The 17,540-nt window shown below is 53.9% G+C and carries 14 protein-coding genes; 10 read left to right on the forward strand and 4 right to left on the reverse strand.

Features of this window, described 5'->3' with window-relative positions; all coding sequences use genetic code 11:
• Nucleotides 1-1,039 precede the first annotated feature (1,039 nt).
• Nucleotides 1,040-2,872: a flotillin family protein gene (locus CX651_RS08735; RefSeq protein WP_101055602.1), complete on the reverse strand. Its 1,833-nt coding sequence runs from the start codon at nt 2,870-2,872 to the stop codon at nt 1,040-1,042.
• A 26-nt stretch (nt 2,873-2,898) separates the two neighbouring features.
• Nucleotides 2,899-3,531: a YqiJ family protein gene (locus CX651_RS08740; protein ID WP_039033177.1), complete on the reverse strand. Its 633-nt coding sequence runs from the start codon at nt 3,529-3,531 to the stop codon at nt 2,899-2,901.
• 393 nt (nt 3,532-3,924) lie between these two features.
• Here CX651_RS08740 and CX651_RS08745 point away from each other — a divergent pair, with 393 nt between their 5' ends.
• The 5 genes from CX651_RS08745 (at nt 3,925) to CX651_RS08765 (ending at nt 7,134) form a co-directional block, all read left to right on the forward strand.
• Nucleotides 3,925-5,415: a carboxypeptidase M32 gene (locus CX651_RS08745; RefSeq protein ID WP_101055724.1), complete on the forward strand. Its 1,491-nt coding sequence runs from the start codon at nt 3,925-3,927 to the stop codon at nt 5,413-5,415.
• A 66-nt stretch (nt 5,416-5,481) separates the two neighbouring features.
• Entirely contained in the window at nt 5,482-5,967 is a 486-nt protein-coding gene (locus CX651_RS08750) for a GNAT family N-acetyltransferase (protein ID WP_025011398.1), read from the forward strand.
• Between the two features lie 3 nt (nt 5,968-5,970).
• Nucleotides 5,971-6,321 (forward strand): DMT family protein, encoded by a 351-nt coding sequence (locus CX651_RS08755; protein WP_025889282.1) that lies wholly within the window; start codon nt 5,971-5,973, stop codon nt 6,319-6,321.
• A gap of 26 nt (nt 6,322-6,347) precedes the next feature.
• Nucleotides 6,348-6,599, forward strand: a complete 252-nt coding sequence (locus tag CX651_RS08760) for a DUF2960 domain-containing protein (RefSeq protein ID WP_025011397.1) — start codon at nt 6,348-6,350, stop codon at nt 6,597-6,599.
• A 25-nt stretch (nt 6,600-6,624) separates the two neighbouring features.
• A complete protein-coding gene (locus tag CX651_RS08765) occupies nt 6,625-7,134 on the forward strand; it encodes an RDD family protein (RefSeq protein WP_028781602.1) in 510 nt (169 codons plus the stop codon).
• A 194-nt stretch (nt 7,135-7,328) separates the two neighbouring features.
• Here the strand turns inward: CX651_RS08765 and lptG are convergent, their stop codons facing one another.
• A complete protein-coding gene (lptG, locus tag CX651_RS08770) occupies nt 7,329-8,387 on the reverse strand; it encodes an LPS export ABC transporter permease LptG (protein ID WP_101055604.1) in 1,059 nt (352 codons plus the stop codon).
• A complete protein-coding gene (gene lptF / locus CX651_RS08775) occupies nt 8,384-9,496 on the reverse strand; it encodes an LPS export ABC transporter permease LptF (RefSeq protein WP_101055606.1) in 1,113 nt (370 codons plus the stop codon). The genes lptG and lptF overlap by 4 nt, the downstream gene beginning before the upstream one ends.
• Before the next feature lie 238 nt (nt 9,497-9,734).
• On the opposite strand from lptF, the gene pepA reads away from it, so the two are divergent.
• The 5 genes from pepA to CX651_RS08800 all read left to right on the forward strand — a co-directional run bounded on the left by pepA (nt 9,735) and on the right by CX651_RS08800 (nt 17,290).
• Complete coding sequence (gene pepA, locus CX651_RS08780) at nt 9,735-11,243, forward strand: leucyl aminopeptidase (protein WP_028781604.1); 1,509 nt, start codon at nt 9,735-9,737, stop codon at nt 11,241-11,243.
• 510 nt (nt 11,244-11,753) lie between these two features.
• Nucleotides 11,754-12,359: a TetR/AcrR family transcriptional regulator gene (locus CX651_RS08785; protein ID WP_101055726.1), complete on the forward strand. Its 606-nt coding sequence runs from the start codon at nt 11,754-11,756 to the stop codon at nt 12,357-12,359.
• Nucleotides 12,360-12,451: 92 nt separating this feature from the next.
• Nucleotides 12,452-13,489: an NADP-dependent oxidoreductase gene (locus CX651_RS08790; RefSeq protein ID WP_101055608.1), complete on the forward strand. Its 1,038-nt coding sequence runs from the start codon at nt 12,452-12,454 to the stop codon at nt 13,487-13,489.
• 441 nt (nt 13,490-13,930) lie between these two features.
• Entirely contained in the window at nt 13,931-14,395 is a 465-nt protein-coding gene (locus CX651_RS08795) for a DNA polymerase III subunit chi (RefSeq protein WP_101055728.1), read from the forward strand.
• A 15-nt stretch (nt 14,396-14,410) separates the two neighbouring features.
• Nucleotides 14,411-17,290 carry a valine--tRNA ligase gene (locus CX651_RS08800; RefSeq protein ID WP_101055612.1) on the forward strand — a complete coding sequence of 960 codons (2,880 nt, stop codon included), beginning with the start codon at nt 14,411-14,413 and terminating at the stop codon, nt 17,288-17,290.
• Nucleotides 17,291-17,540 lie beyond the last annotated feature (250 nt).

A 17,540-nucleotide genomic window follows, 5' to 3' on the forward strand; every position in this document is an offset into this window, starting at 1 on the left:
GGGATTGCTGTTGATCCCTTCTTGGTCGGGTGTGGGGCGAAGCTCCACGACTTTACGCCGCTGGCACAGCGGCTATCATGGCTTTAAGCCAAAACTTACTAATGAACTTGCTCCTAGCGGCTAGCTAAGTTGTAACCCATCACCTGCAGTGCGGATGGGCAGGAAGCCCGAATGCCGTGAAGGACAGGACGTCCGAGAACGGTCCTTTTGCACAGGCGATCCTGTGACTCGCTGCGAGTACGTCCTTGTAAGCTCTGCCTCGCCATCCCTGGCTCGGAAGGTCACAGTCCCGCCTATGCTTGGAAAATAGGCGTATGTCTGCAGATCTTTCAAATATTTCAAGCTACTCAGGACTAACAGAGTTGCACTAATCCCCCTTCGGAGCCGCCGTTGGCGTTGTTGCAAATTGGCGTAGCCGAGACAGGGATGTCGAGGCTCGAAGGTCGAGCACGGATGCGAGCCCTGAGTGTAGCCAATTTGTTTCATAAGCCAGCGGGGATTTCGGCTACGTCGGGGTGTCCTTGGGGATGCAAGGGGCTTTGGACAAGCAAAGCCCCTTGCCCGGTGTGGAGTGGAACACCACGACTTTAGGCCGCTGCCACAGCGGCTAGCATGGCTTTCAGCCCCAAATAGCCAAATAACGTTGATTGAGCTTCCAGCGACGGACGTCTCCCATTGCCTGCCGCAGGCTTATGCACAGGCGATCCTGTGACTCGCTGCGAGTACTTCCCTGTAAGCTCTGCCTCGGCATCCATGCCTCGGAAGGTCACAGTTCCGCCTGTGCCTGGAAATGAGGTGTATGTCTGCAGGCACTTCTGATGTTTCAAGCTACTCAGCGCTAACAGAATTACACCAATTCCCCTTCAAAGCCGCCGCTAGGCGTTATTTGCATATTGGCGTAGCCGAGGCCGGCTTGGAAAATTGAAAACGAATTTTCCAAGGCTATACCTGATAAGAAGAAGCTATACCTGATAAGAAGCTATGCCTGATAAGAAAATGCCCTCCGATGGAGGGCATTCATTGATGAGTACAACTGGGCTTAAGCGTTTCTCGGTTGCTCAGGCTTATCTATATCCAAAGTCACTTCATAGGCCACATTGTTTTGGCTGACAGGCTTTACCGTCTCCGCTTTGGGCTCGACACTGGCCTTGGTATCCCGGGCGATTTGCAGCGCTTCATGGGTGAGCATATTGTTGCCACTCAGCAGATCATTCAGCCCGCCCTTTTCGGCATCTACCAACCCCAACTCTCTGAGCATGGCATCGACCACAGGCGCGTTGGCACGGTAGTTGAGTGCCGCACTGGTAACCTGCTCGGCAATACCGCCCTTGACACCGGCGCCATCGGAAGCTGTCCCCAGTTGGCCGGTTACGCCGCTGCCATAGCCTTGAAGGATCTTGATGCCTTCGATGTTTTCCAATGGTTTAACCGCATTAGCGACGATTTCAGGCAGAACTTTGAGGATCGCCAGTGAGCGCTGCAGGGCGACTTGCTCGTCACGCAACACGTTCTCGGCTTCGTGCAGTGCCTGTTTACCGGCCGCTTCCACCGCATACACCTTCTCATCGGCCTCGGCCTTGAGCATCTTGGCATCGGCACTGGCGCGGGCTTCGGTCAGTATCGCTATGGATCTATCTTCGGCGGCGCGTTTCTCGGCTTCAGCCTGAACTGTGACCCCAACGGCTTCCCGCTCTGCCTCTTTACGGGCGTCGATAACTTCAATCTCTTTGCGACGATTAGCCTCAGCCACCTGACGCACTGTGATTACCGCTTCCTCTTTTTCAACCTTGAGCTTTTCGGCCTCGGCGGCGCGGGCCCTGGCGGCAGATTCTTCTTCCGACTTGGCGGCAACCGCAATCTGTTTCTCCTGTTCGGAGACTTCGATATCTCGCAGCTGTTGAATTCTGGCCTGCTCAATTTGCTTACGCTTTTCAATCTCGCGGGTTTCTATGTCTTTGGTCTTTTCAATTTCCGCCGACTCGATGGCGCGTTCCTTGGCGATTTCCGCCTCCCGCTCCTCACGTTGCTTTTGCTCTTTCTGCTTGATGATCTCGGCCTTTTGCTCGGCGCGCTTGAACTCCAGTGCCTGCTGCTGGATCAAACGTGCTTCCTCTTCGGCCTTTTCGATGTTCAGCGACTCTTTTTCGGCTTCCAGGTTACGCAGTTCAATCTGGATCCGGTTGTCCTGCTGAATATCGTTGGTTTCTTTGCGCTTTTCTTCGATGATCTTGGCGAGTCTGGCACGACCTTCGGCGTCGAAGGCGTTGTTCTCATTGAAGAACTCCAGCTCTGTCTGGTCAAAACCTGTCAGAGAAACCGACTCCAGTTCCAGACCATTTTTCTCAAGATCGTTGGCAACGTTGTTCTGCACCCGCTGTACAAAGTCGGCCCGCTGTTCGTGCATCTCTGTCATGTTCATTTCGGCTGCCACGGCGCGCAGCACGTCAACAAACTTGGACTCCATCAGCTTCTTGAGCTCTTCCACCCTATTGGTGCGACCGCCCAATGTCTGGGCCGCCATGGAGATACCTTCGGCATTGGGGGCCACCCGCAAGTAAAAGTCGGCCTTGACGTCCACCCGCATTCTGTCTTTGGTGATCAGGGCATCTTTTTGGGTCTTGCCCACCTCGATGCGCAGGGTGTTCATATTGACGTGAATAATTTCATGCAGTACCGGCAGGACAATGGCGCCGCCATCTTTGACTACCTTTTCACCACCGAAACCCGTGCGCACAAAGGCCATCTCTTTGGTGGCGCGGCAATAGAGCTTGGCAAAAATAAACCCTATCACCAACAGGCAGAGCACTACTGCGCCTGCGGTAAACAGCAACATACTGGTGCCGCTGGTATTTAAACCCGGGATGGTTTCCATTCCTGTTGTTTCCTTCTTTGGTTAGATTATTGTTCAAAACGGGTGGCAGACCACACGCGGCCGCTGCGTCTGAGCAGCACCACTTGCACCCCTGCCGGGAATTCGGTGTCTTCGTCCTCGGGCTCGACCAGGACATAGTGTTTCTGACGGTACTGATCCTGAACCACGGCCTCGCTGGGATTACCCTTGATGGCACAGCCGAGCGTTACTGTGCCTACGCTGCCGCTGAGATCTTCGATTGAGACGGCGCTGGATTCATTTTTGGGAAGAATTCTGGCCAACTGCCCACCGAGGAAATGGCAGGCAACCGCAGCCAGCGGCAAGGCCAGCAGCAAAGAAAACACTTGCGGCAACAGGGCTGAGGTGAGCAGCCAGGAAAAATAGTTAAGCAGGTAGCCCGTAATACTGAAACATCCCAGTGCCAGTACAAACCAGATGAGCACAGGCAGCCTATCCAGGCAGAGCCAACCGGCCAGCGCTGTCAGTCCCCCCTGAGGTAGGTCAGTATCAAGATCGGCATCGGGAAGCCAGTCATCCATAGCGGCCATCAGGCTGATACCCGCGATTAGTGTGAGTCCCTCTATCACTCCAAGCAGTGCCACTATCGCCAAGGCTACAGCATAGGGCAGATTGGACTGGGCCAGAAAAAAGTCCAGCACAGGATTCCTCCTTGTAGACGACTGTACCTGTCGTCAATATTCCATATAAGCCTGTTTATTTCAGGTCGTTACTGAGTGTACCCCTTGGCAAGCTTTGACTCCAATAGCTTTTATCTGCATTTAACGTCAGAAATCTGCAGCGGCTCACATTAATGTTAGCCACTCCATACTGAGGCTATCTTTGCTTGGGTTAGTGTTGCAACAAACCACAAGGTTTACGCCAGCAACGCCCAGACAAAACCGAATTTTAAACTTTGTTTTTTATTACAAGGCATTAATTTAATTACATTTCGCAAAAACAAAAACTGCCGAAAAACACTTGAGAACGATCCCTTGGCTTGGTTAGCATAAGAACTGTTCCCTCTGATGCATGCCAATATTTTAGAGCAAACCATGACTGCCAAAACCGAATACCAGCAACTTTGCCAGCACTTTCGCACCATCAGCCACTTCGAGCATTTCAGTGCCCTGGGGGACTGGGATCAAGCCACCATGATGCCTATGGGCGGCAGCGAGGCCCGCTCCGAGGCGATGGCCGAGTTGGCATTACACATTCACAGTTTAAAAACCTCGCCCAGGCTTGCCGAATGGCTGGATGGCGCCGAAGCCAAAGCCGCCGAACTCAGTATCGAACAGAGGGCCAATCTCAGAGAGATGCGCTGGCACTATGCCCAAGCCATCGCCGTGCCGGGGGACTTGGTACAGGCCAAGACGCTGGCGGGTTATCGCTGCGAAAACCAATGGCGCGAACAGCGGCATAACAACGATTGGCAAGGGTTTCGCCCCAATCTCGAGGCGGTAATCGCCTTGGTGCGAGAAGAAGCCCAGGCTCGCTCGGCGCACACAGGCAAGGCAGGTTACGATGCCATGCTGGACAGATTTGAACCCGGCATGACCTGTAAACGGCTGGAGAGCACTCTCGGAGCGGTGCGGGACTGGTTGCCCGAGCTTATCCAAAAAGTGAAGCACAAACAGCTGCACCAGAGTTACAAAAGCAGCGCCGGCGACTACCCGATAGCAGACCAAAAGCTGCTGGGACGGGAGGTGATGCAATACCTGGGATTTGATTTCAACCAAGGGCGTTTGGATGTCAGCTCGCACCCATTTTGCGGTGGCGTGCCCGGTGATATCCGCCTGACCAGTCGCTACACGGAAGATGACTTTATCGCTGCCCTCACCTCCACTATTCACGAAACGGGTCATGCCCGTTACGAGCAGGCGCTGCCAAAGGATTGGCGAGGACAACCCGCCGGAATGTCTCGCTCCATGGGGATCCACGAGAGTCAAAGCCTGTTTTTTGAGATGCAACTCGGCGGCAGCCGCGCCTTTATCAGCAAGCTCTATCCGAGAATTCGCCGACATCTCGACTGCCCGGTATCGGCCCATGAACTGATCGACAATATCACCCGGGTCAAGCCGGGTCTTATCCGGGTCGATGCCGATGAAGTCACCTATCCGGCGCACATACTGCTGCGATTTGAAGCCGAGCAGGCCTTTATCGACGGCAGCCTGGAGGTGAAAGACCTACCCGATTTCTGGGATCAGAAGATGCAGCAATATCTGGGGCTGAGTACTGCCGGGAATTATAAAGATGGCTGCATGCAGGATATTCACTGGACCTTGGGCGAACTGGGATATTTCCCCAGCTACACCTTGGGCGCCATGTACGCCGCCCAGCTGAGATTTGCCATGGAAGCCGAATTGGGCCCCATTGAAGCCCTGCTGAGCCAGGATAAGCTGGGGCAGATTTGCGACTGGCTGGATGAAAAAATCTGGTCCAAGGGGTGCCTGCTGGAAACCGATGAACTGATCCGCAGCGCTACAGGGCAGAGTCTGGATCCCAACTTCCTGCAGCGCCATCTGCAACAGCGCTATCTGGATTAATTTATCTGCAAAAATGGTATAATGGCGCGTTTCTACGAAGTAACTGCAAAGAGAAAGTGAATTCAGATGTTGATACGCGCCATTAGCCAGGATGACTGGCAAGCCATAGGCGAAATTCAAGCAGAGTGCTACCACGCACTGGCCCCCGAACCTTTACATGTACTCAAGAGCAAGTGGCAGGCATCACCGCAAACCTGTTATGTCCTTGAAAAGAGTGACCAGGTGGTAGGCTATTGTCTGGCTCATCCCTGGACCGAAGACACCCCTCCGCCACTGTACAAGGCGATTACCACACTGCCAAAGGCCGACACCCTTTATCTGCATGATATTGCCATCAGCAACAGGGCTCAGGGATTCGGCGCCGGACGCAAACTGTTTGATACCCTCAAACTGCAGGCGGAAAAACTGCGCCTGGGTTCCTTGTCACTGGTGGCAGTACAGGGCGCCTGTGGTTACTGGGAAAAGCTTGGCTTTAACCACAAGCGTATCGAAAAATCGTTGGCCACCTATACCGATGACGCCAGTTATATGGTCTATCCGGTAGCCCGCTGACAGATGCAACCCACACTCATCACCATAGGCTTATTGTGCCTGAGCAATATCTTTATGACCTTTGCCTGGTACGGCCACCTCAAGTCCCTTTCAGGTAAACCCTGGATAATTGCCGCCTTGGTCAGTTGGGGGATAGCCCTGTTCGAATATCTTCTGCAGGTACCGGCCAACCGTATTGGTTATAGTGTGATGAATGTGGGCCAACTCAAGATACTTCAGGAAGTCATCACCCTGAGTCTGTTTGTTCCTTTTTCATTCTATTACCTTAAAGAACCACTGAAACTGGACTATCTCTGGGCCGGGTTATGTATGCTCGGCGCCGTTTATTTTATATTTCGCAGTAAGTTCGCTTGAGCCCACTGCTTTAATGAGGACACAAGATGGCACGTCAGGTCGCCTATGAATACAAGGGGGTCGCGAAAGTGATCAACTTTGCCTATGACAAATACCACGACATGTACGAGGCTGTTGCCGCCGCCGAGGGAATAGATCTCAGCCGTTTTCTGGCGATGGAGCAGCAAGTCGCCATGACAGCCAAAGGCGGCGGCGCCCTGAAGAGCTATCGCACCAGTGAATTCGCCCGTATGGGATTTCGTCATATCCACTTTGTCAAAGAAGAAGAGCAGGGTTAATACCTGCCCAAAAGAGGGTTAAGCCATGATAAATCCAGAGCACGCCAATTTTCCCCGAGCCGGCTTTTTCAAGCGCCTCGGTGCCGCCGTTTATGATCTGTTGCTGGCGGTAGCCGTCTACATGTTTGCTGGTGCCATAGGGTTTGGGATCTTTACCGGCCTGACCGCCTCCGGCCTCATTCCCATGGGGAACTATGAACATGTTTCGGATCTGCTCAATGGCAACAGCCTCTATCACGGCCTCTATCAGCTGTGGCTGGCCTGCTGTGTGGCCGGTTTCTACGCTCTCTTTTGGTCCAAGGGCGGCCAGACTCTGGGCATGCGCGCCTGGCGCCTCAAGGTGCAGCATCCCAACGGCCAAAACCTGAGTTTTATTACCGCGCTGGCACGGGTGGTTTGGTCCTTATTGGGGATAGGCAACCTGTGGATCCTGTTCAGTGGTGACAAACTGGCACTGCAGGACAGCATGACCCGCTCCGAAGTGGTGCTTCTCAGTAAAGAAGCCAACTCACTGCGCAACTGGCACGGAGCCTGAGGCACTGATTCTGAGGTAATGGCCTGAAATACCCAGGTAGCGGTAGCATTAAAATAACGCTTTATAGATGTCTCCAATACGCAAACCACAGCAAAAAGCCCTGTCACTGACAGGGCTTTTTCATAACGTTAATCGGCACAGGAGGCTTTTAAACCACAGCGGCTTTACTCTCAAGCCCTCAATCCTCAGCGTCCTCAGCGGCGGATATAGTAGATAGCCGCGCCGGTAAACAGCACACTCGGCATCATGGCCCCCATCAAGGCCGGCAGCTCATAGACTATGCTCATGGGGCCGAAGATCTCATTACAGATATAGAAGGTAAAGCCGGCTATCACCCCGAGTAACACCCTGGCTCCCATAGTAACGGTTCGCAGTGGCCCGAACACAAAAGAGAGCGCCACCAGCATCATCACAGCCACTGTGATGGGTTGCATCACCTTACGCCACAGCGCCAACTCATAGCGACTGGCATCCTGATTATTGTTCTTCAGATAATCGAGATAACCGACCAAACCGCGGATAGACAGGGCATCGGGTTTAACCGACACCACACTCAGCTTGTCCGGTGTCAAACTGGAGGGCCATCTGTCTTCCTTGAGGTTATCCAGCACCACTTGCTCATTTTTGAACACAGTGCGGCGAACCTCCAATAAACGCCAATATTCCTTGGTATAGATAGCCTGCTCGGCGTGCACCACACTGGCCAGCTTCAGCTCAGAGTCAAACTCATAAAGGGTAATATTGCCAAGACGAGTCACATCTTCAATCTCGCCAATATTGACGAACAGGTTTCCGTCTCTGGCCCAAATCCCGCGGTGGGACTTAATCAGGTTGCCGCCGGAGATCTTATTGGTCTTAAGCTCATAGGCCTTCTGCTCCGCCACCGGTGCGCCCCACTCCCCCAGTACCATTACCATCAGCATCAAAGGAACAGCCGTCTTCATCGCCGACAGGGTGATCTGCAGCCGCGACATGCCGGAGGCCTGCATCACTATCAGTTCAGAGTTGGAGGCCAGCATGCCCATGCCGATGAGCGCCCCAAGCAACACGGCCATGGGGAAGAACATCTCCACATCTCTTGGGATCAAAAACAGCACATAAACGGCGGCATCCATCATGGTGTAGCTGCCCCGCCCTACCAAACGCAGCTGATCGACCCATTTGATGATTCCGGAAAGCCCGGTCAAAATCAGCAGACACAGGGCAGAGGTGCTGAGCAATACTCTGGCAATATACCAGTCCAGTATCTTCATGCTGCGGCCCCCCGGCGTTTGAACAGGCCTGTCAGGCGAGTGCCCAAAGGTCTGCCCTTACCTATCAGCAAGATGCCCATCACCAATGCCGAGGCATGGATCCACCACATTCCCAGCCAGGCCGGGATCACCTCATCCTGCAGCGCCTTGCGCCCGGCGACCATCAAGCCGAAATAACCAAGATAGAGCAATACCGCCGGGAATACCTTGGCAAACTTGCCCTGGCGCACATTGACCCGCGCCAGCGGCACAGCAATCAGCGTCATCAAAGGGATAGCCAGCGGAATCGCCAGTCGCCAGTGGAATTCGGCTACGGCTTCCGGCCCCGGCGTATTGAGCAGCTCCTTGAAAGGCACGGCAGATAACTTGCGATCCCTCTCATTCACTTCCTGCTCTTTGAGCTGCATCTGATAACCGCCGAACTCAATCACCTGGTAATCCACCCGGTTCGGTGCTCCCTGATAACGCACGCCGTCATCGAGCTTGAGCCGCTGGCCACCTGTTGTGTCTTCCACCACCCGGCCACCATGGGCCACGACCAGGTTGGTAACGCCGCTCTCATCTTCCGCATCGGGAAGCTGGGCCACAAAGACTTTTTCCAGCTCATTGTCTTTACTGATTTTTTCAACAAAGAGCACAGCCCGGCCATTGGCACTGGTTTGAAATCGCCCTTGAACCAGGGCGGCTAACCCGGCCTCTGACTGAGCCTTTTCCAAAACCGCGTGCTGTTTGTCCTGCGCCCAAGGCGCAACATAAAGCGCCAGATAACCGGTAAACAGGCTGTTGAGCAACGCCAGGATCAGGGTTACCCGGGTGACATACCATTCGCTGATACCGACCCCGTGAAAGACCACCATCTCGTTTTCTGCATACATGCGGCCATGGGCGAGCAAGATCCCCAGAAACAAACTCAGGGGCAGGATAAGCACCGTCAATTCGGGCAGATTAAGGCCTATCAGAGTCAGCACCAGGGAGGCGGGAAATTCGCCGTCGGAGGCATCGGCCAGGATGCGGACAAATTGCTGGCTGATAAAAATAGCTAACAAGACTGAAAGCACCGCTATTTGTGCCTTCAAAACTTCGCGGATCAAGTATCTAAATACAATCACAGGCTGAATCCGGTATCCAAACTTATCTTTTTGCTGGTGTCAGTGTTACTTTCATGTAGACTGTCTACTTTTGATAGTTTTCTGACCATAACAGGCGGCATTTTGGTTGTTTCAGGCGTATGATTCTTGTCAGCCAAACCAGCCCCCTGCTGCAGGAAATTTTCCGCCTTTGGGCGGCACAAGCAGACATTATCCAATAAATAAAAAAGTTTGTCTTTAAAAGAATCTAGGAGAGCTCATGGAGTTTAGCGTAAAGAGCGGCAGCCCCGAAAAACAGCGCTCGGCCTGCATAGTTGTAGGCGTTTACGAACCCCGTCGCCTGTCCGGCATCGCCGAACAACTGGACAAAATCAGTGAAGGTTACATCAGCAACCTATTGCGTCGCGGCGATCTGGAAGGTAAGCCCGGGCAGATGTTGCTCCTGCATCATGTACCCAATGTACTGAGTGAGCGGGTTCTGCTGGTAGGTTGCGGAAAAGAACGAGAACTAGACGAGCGCCAATACAAGCAGATCATCACCAAGACGATCAACACCCTCAATGATACCGGCTCAATGGAAGCCGTTTGCTTCCTGACCGAACTGCACGTTAAAGGCCGCGACACTTATTGGAAAGTGCGCCAGGCCGTGGAAACCACCAGCTCTACCCTCTACAGCTTCGATGGACTCAAGACCCGCAAGGGCGAGACCCGCCGCCCACTGCGCAAACTGGTATTCAATGTCCCTACCCGCCGTGAACTGACGGTCGGCGAGCGCGCCATTGAGCACGGTGTCGGCGTTTCCGCCGGTATGCAGTTGTGCCGCGACGTGGCCAATATGCCACCCAACATCTGTAACCCGGCTTATCTGGCCTCGCAGGCCCGGCAACTGGCCGAAGTGCATGAGAACCTGAAGGTCAGCACTGTCGGTGAAGAGCAGATGGCCAAGCTTGGCATGAACGCCTACCTGGCCGTGGGCCGTGGCAGTGCCAATGAGTCCATCATGACAGTGATGGAATATCAGGGTGCCGTCGACACGACCGCCAAGCCGATAGTGCTTGTAGGTAAGGGCCTGACCTTTGACTCAGGTGGTATCTCGCTCAAGCCGGGCGAAGCCATGGATGAAATGAAATACGACATGGGCGGCGCTGCCGGGGTACTGGGTACCATGAAGGCCATCTGTGAAATGAAGCTGCCTATCAATGTGGTTGGGGTACTGGCCGGCTGTGAAAACATGCCTTCCGGTAATGCCTACCGCCCAGGTGATATTCTCACCACCATGAGCGGCCAAACCGTGGAAGTGCTCAACACAGACGCCGAAGGCCGTCTGGTGCTTTGTGATGTACTCACCTATGTGGAGCGCTTCGACCCTGAACTGGTGGTCGATACCGCCACTCTGACAGGTGCCTGTGTTATCGCGCTGGGTAAACACGCCTCAGGTCTGTTCTCTGCCCATAACCCACTGGCGAGCGAGCTGCTCAATGCCGGTGAGCAGAGTGGTGACCGCGCCTGGCGCCTGCCGATATGGGATGAGTACCAGGAGATGCTGGACAGCCCATTTGCCGATATGACCAACCTGGGCGGACGCCCTGCCGGTTCTATCACGGCGGCCTGTTTCCTGTCGCGCTTTACCAAGAAGTATCACTGGGCCCACCTGGATGTAGCAGGTACAGCCTGGAACAGCGGCGCCAACAAGGGCTCAACCGGTCGTCCGGTTCCTATGCTGGCGCAGTTCCTGCTCAACCGCGCCGGGGTCGAGCAAGGCGAATAAGCGCCTGACTCCCAGCCAATAAAAAGCGAAGCACTGGGCTTCGCTTTTTATTGGCTATTTTATAAAGCCAATCTTCCCTTTGCCCTGCTCCTTCCCCGTCTTTTGATGATCGCCCCCGCCTTTTGATTATCGCCGATAGAGCCGGCACTTGGGCAAAATGGTATTCATCCAGGACTCAAACCACAGAGCTAAGCCACAGAGCTAAGCCACAATAAACCGCCCTGTTGAAAGGCAGTGGCTCAATACGGCCCATAAAACTCGGCTTCAGACTAAGTTTGCACAGCTGAGTTTGCACAGCTGAGTTCGTACAACTGAATTTGCAAATACAGTTTCTACCGACATGACTCCGTTTACTTTAACGCTGAACGCTTTAATTCATAGCTTTTCATCCAGTTACTTCCTGTCGCGTTTCCTTTGTCACTTGATAGTGCTAACGAGGCTCCATGCAAAACAAGTGCTGTTCAAATAAAACACTAGACGACTGGTCTAATGGTGATTATACTGGCCGCCATGAACACACAGACACAAAGCACACGCCAACACATACTGGACACGGGTTACCAGCTCGTCGTAACCAAAGGCTTTTCCAATGTTGGCCTGTCACAACTGCTGCAACATGCCAAAGTCCCCAAGGGCTCCTTCTACCACTACTTCAAATCCAAGGAGCAGTTCGGTGAAGCCCTGATAAAAGACTATTTCAACGATTATCAGGATAAGCTGCAGGCACTGCTGGGCCATGAGCGCACTCCGGCGCTGCAGCGGCTGCAAAGCTACTGGCAACTCTGGCTGGACTGCGACGCCGATGTCTGTGGCGCGCAAAAGTGCTTGGTAGTAAAGCTGAGTGCCGAAGTGGCCGATCTCTCTGAGCCTATGCGTATGGCGCTGCTGCAAGGCGCCAAGCGGATCATTGCCACCATTGCCGAATGTATCGAAGCCGGTAACCGGGATGGCTCTGTCAAAGTCAGCAACAGTGACCAGACGGCGCAGCTACTATACAACCTCTGGCTGGGGGCCAGCCTGATGAGCAAGCTGACTCAGGATAAAAACGCCCTCAACCTGGCAATGCAAACCACTGACAACATACTCGCAGGCAAGCTGGATAACAGCGGCCAATAACAGATACTCCCCGCCACACAGGTGGCGGGATTTTTTTAACCAAAAACTAGACGACCGGTCTAATCAAGCGATAAAACCCAATGGAGCCTATTATGACTGCCAATCAAAACCCACATCAGCGCATTGTGCTGGCCTCTCGCCCAAGCGGTGCTCCCAACGCAGAAAACTTCCGTCTGGAAAGCAGCAACAAGCCGGTGGCAAGCGACGGCCAGGTGTTGCTGCGCACCATCTATCTGTCGCTGGATCCATACATGCGCGGCCGCATGAGTGATGCAGAATCCTATGCCGAGCCGGTAGCCGTGAACGATATCATGGTCGGCGGCACGGTTTGCCAGGTAGAAGAGTCCCGTCATCCGGACTTTGAAGTCGGTGAGTGGGTGCTCGCCTACACCGGCTGGCAAAACTATGCCCTTTCAGACGGTGAAGGGTTGTTGAAACTCGGCAAAGCGCCTGCAGCCCCTTCATACGCCCTCGGAGTCTTGGGCATGCCGGGTTTCACCGCCTATATGGGACTGCTGGATATTGGCCAGCCCAAAGCAGGAGAAACTCTGGTGGTTGCCGCCGCCACCGGACCGGTTGGCGCTACCGTAGGTCAGATAGGCAAACTCAAGGGCTGCCGGGTTATAGGTATTGCCGGCGGCGCAGAGAAATGTCGCCACGCCAAAGAAGTACTGGGTTTCGATGAGTGTCTGGATCACAAGGCAGAGGACTTCGCCGAGCAGTTGGCCCGAGTCTGCGACCAGGGAATAGACATCTATTTCGAAAACGTCGGCGGCAAGGTGTTTGATGCCGTATTACCCCTGCTGAATACCAGCGCCAGAATCCCCGTATGTGGTTTGGTGTCTCAATATAACGCCACTGAGTTGCCGGCCGGACCGGATCGCCTGCCACTGCTGATGAACACCATTCTGGTGAAGCGGATCAAGATGCAGGGCTTTATCATTTTTGACGATTATGGTCACAGATATGAAGAGTTCGCCAACGAGATGGCTGATTGGGTTTCTCAGGGCAAAATTCAGTACAAGGAGCAACTGGTCGAAGGGCTGGAGCAGGCACCACAAGCCTTTATCGGCCTGCTTGAAGGTAAAAACTTCGGCAAGCTGGTGATCAAGGTTGCCGAACCGCTGTGATAAAAACTGATGGCTGCACCAAATTGATTGCTGCGGCCATGCGCTAACCAGCAAAGCAAGACTTGCGGCCCTCTTAAACATAAACGCCAAGAGGGCCGTAAATTTTGAAGACTCAATTCAAGCTAATCACTCCGTCTTTAACAAAGCTTTGGATCAAGTCTGTAGGCCGACGCAGAGCACACATGGGACTTGCTCGCACCTTCCTTAGGTTTCCTCAAAATAACCTCACGCTTAACATCAAACAGCAACTCAACATGGTTAACAGCAAGACAACGCCAAACTGAATCCTTATCCCTTTTATGCATGTGTGACTTATCACCCAATAGCTCAAGAGCCTTATCGGGATGGCGCTGACCATTTCAACCTTTGGCCAAAAGGTGTAAAATCCTCCTCTTATGTCAAACGGCTATCAGTGTTCTGTGCAGGGGTGAGATGCAGGCGATGAGCAAGGCAACTTTTTATCTGCTGCCGAATGCAGCACAGCAACCAAGTGCCGAGCAGTTACAACTGCTTGCCTGTCAGTTGGCCGGGCAGCACTATGCCAAGGGTGAATGGCTGTATATTCACTGTGAGGATCTGGCTCAGGCCCATGGGATTGACGAGCTGCTGTGGCAGTTTGAACCCAGTGCTTTTGTGCCCCACAACCTCAAAGGGGAAGGCCCTGCCGCCGGTGCACCGGTTGAAATCGGCTTTGACAAGCTGGGGCCCAATCAACGCCGCCCGATACTGATCAATCTGGCCAATGAAGCCCCGGCATTTGCGGTAAACTTTGGCAGGATCATAGATTTTGTTGCCGGAGATGAGCAACACAAGGCCCTGGCCAGGGACAGATACCGCCAGTATCGTAATCTGGGAGTCACGCTCAGCACCCAGGATTTGGCAACACAACCACTTAATTTTGTTTGAGAAACGACAGTTCCCATGGAAAAAACATACAATCCGCAGTCTATTGAACAAGCGCTCTACCGTGTATGGGAAGAGAAAGGTTACTTCAAGCCCCACGGTGACGAGTCCCAGGGCAACTATTGCATCATGATCCCGCCGCCAAATGTCACCGGCAGCCTGCATATGGGACACGCCTTCCAGGATACCATTATGGACACCCTGATCCGTTACCAGCGGATGAAAGGCAAGAACACCCTCTGGCAAGTGGGTACCGACCATGCCGGTATCGCCACCCAGATGTTGGTGGAGCGCAAAGTCGCCGCCGAAGAAGGCAAGAGCCGCCACGACCTGGGCCGTGAAGCCTTTATGGACAAGGTATGGGAATGGAAGAACCAGTCCGGTGGCACCATTACCCGCCAGATGCGTCGCCTGGGCGCCTCGGTAGACTGGGACCGCGAACGTTTCACCATGGACGAAGGTCTGTCGGAAGCCGTGCAGGAAGTGTTTGTTCGCCTCTATGAAGATGACCTCATCTATCGCGGTAAGCGCCTGGTTAACTGGGATCCCAAGCTGCACACTGCAATTTCCGATCTGGAAGTGGAAAACAAGGAAAAGCAGGGCCACATGTGGCATTTCCGCTATCCACTCGCCGATGGCGCCCTGACCGCCGACGGTAAAGACTATCTGATTGTCGCCACCACACGTCCGGAAACCATGCTGGGTGACAGCGCCGTTGCCGTGCACCCTGACGATGAACGTTATCAATCCCTGATAGGCAAAGAGATCATTCTGCCAATCGTTAACCGCCGTATTCCTGTGGTGGCCGATGACTATGTGGATATGGAGTTCGGTACCGGCTGCGTGAAGATCACCCCGGCCCACGACTTCAACGACTATGAAGTCGGCAAGCGTCATAATCTGCCCATGTTCAACATACTCACCCAGGATGCCGCCATCCGCACCGTGGCCGAAGTGGTGAATGTCGATGGTAGCCTCAACACCGAATTGGACGCCTCTTTGCCAAGCCGTTACGCCGGTATGGACAGATTCAAGGCCCGCGATGCCGTTGTCGCCGAATTCGAGACCCTGGGTCTTTTGGAAAAAATCGAGCCCCACGGCCTGAAAGTGCCTTATGGCGACCGCAGTGGCGTGGTGATTGAGCCCCTGCTGACCGACCAATGGTATGTGTCTGTCAAACCACTGGCCAAGACAGCCATAGAAGCGGTGGAAAACGGCGATATCAAGTTTGTGCCTCAGCAATACGAGAACATGTATTTCTCCTGGATGCGTGACATTCAGGACTGGTGTATTTCACGCCAGCTGTGGTGGGGTCATCGCATTCCGGCCTGGTATGACGACAGCGGCAAGGTCTATGTCGGCCGTAACGAAGCCGAAGTACGCGCCAAGCACAACTTGGCAAGCGATATTGCTCTGCGTCAGGACGATGATGTACTGGATACCTGGTTCTCCTCTGCCTTGTGGACCTTCTCCACCCTGGGCTGGCCACAGCAAACTCCTGAGCTGAAAACCTTCCACCCCACAGACGTGCTGGTGACAGGTTTCGACATCATCTTCTTCTGGGTAGCCCGGATGATCATGATGACCATGCACTTCATCAAGGATGAAGACGGCACACCTCAGGTGCCTTTCAAGACTGTCTATGTGACCGGGCTTATCCGTGATGAGCAAGGCAACAAGATGTCCAAGTCCAAGGGTAATGTGCTGGATCCTCTGGATATGATCGATGGCATAGATCTCGAATCTCTGGTTGGCAAGCGCACCGGTAACATGATGCAGCCGCAACTGGCCGCCAAGATAGAAAAGAGCACCCGCAAGGAGTTTGCCGACGGCATCGAAGCCCACGGTACCGACGCGCTGCGCTTTACCCTGGCTGCCATGGCATCCACCGGCCGTGACATCAACTGGGACATGAAGCGCCTGGACGGTTACCGCAGTTTCTGTAACAAGCTGTGGAATGCTTCCCGCTATGTACTGATGAATACCGAAGATCAGGATTGCGGCCCCAACTCACCCAACGGCAAAGCCGGCGGTGAGATGCAGTTGTCACTGGCGGATCGCTGGATCACAGGTCTGTTCAACCAAACGGTCAAGACCTTCGAAGAGCATATGGGCGCCTATCGTTTCGACCTGGCCGCCAATACCCTGTACGAATTCACCTGGAACCAGTTCTGTGACTGGTATCTTGAGCTGACCAAGCCTGTGCTGCAAAACGGCTCTGAAGCCGAGCAGCGTGGCACCCGTCATACTCTGGTGACTGTACTCGAGCAGCTGTTGCGCCTGATGCATCCACTGATGCCATACATCACTGAAACCATCTGGCACCGTGTCAAACCACTTGCCGGTGTGGAAGGTGAAACCCTGATGCTGGCCGCCTTCCCTGAGTATCAGGCCGACAAAGTCGATACCGAGGCCATGGCCGACTTGGAATGGGTCAAGCAGGTGATTGTTGCCGTGCGTAACATCCGCGCCGAGCTGAACATAGCTCCGTCCAAGCCGCTCAACGCCTTACTGCGCAGTGTCAGTGCCCGCGACAAGGCCCGTGTCGAAGCCAACCAAACCTTCTTCACTACCTTGGCCAAGCTGGAAAGCATGACGATTCTGGCCGATGGCGACAACGCGCCCATGTCCACCACCCAACTGGTGGGCGAGATGGAACTGTTGATCCCTATGGCAGGGCTTATCGACGTAGCCGCCGAGATGGCTCGTATCGACAAGCAGCTGGAGAAGCTGAGTGGCGAAGTGGCCCGAATTGAAGGCAAGCTGTCCAATGAAGGCTTTGTTGCCAAAGCCCCGGCCGCCGTTATCGACAAAGAGCGCAGCAAGATGGCTGATCTCAAGCGCGATATGGACAAGCTCAAAGAGCAGCAAGCCGAGCTGACCAAACTGGAAGCCTAACGGTTAACCCTAGAGCGATAAACGTAAGGGCAGTCAATGGACTGCCCTTTTTTTATTATTCGCTTGCGCTCTGCTCCAAGTGACTAGCAAGATTAAGATAATTTCATCAGTCAGATCTGGCTATCGGAACAACATATTGTTAGATTGGGGAATATTCCAAGGGGAGTAACTTCTCGCCGGCTTGTCGTCATTACGGTGTTTGCGCACCCGGCAACCGGGCAAAGCCACTGAGCTGTGCTTTGTAAGTGAG

This window comes from Shewanella chilikensis (assembly GCF_002836945.1).
In the GTDB taxonomy this organism is placed as follows: Bacteria; Pseudomonadota; Gammaproteobacteria; order Enterobacterales; family Shewanellaceae; genus Shewanella; species Shewanella chilikensis.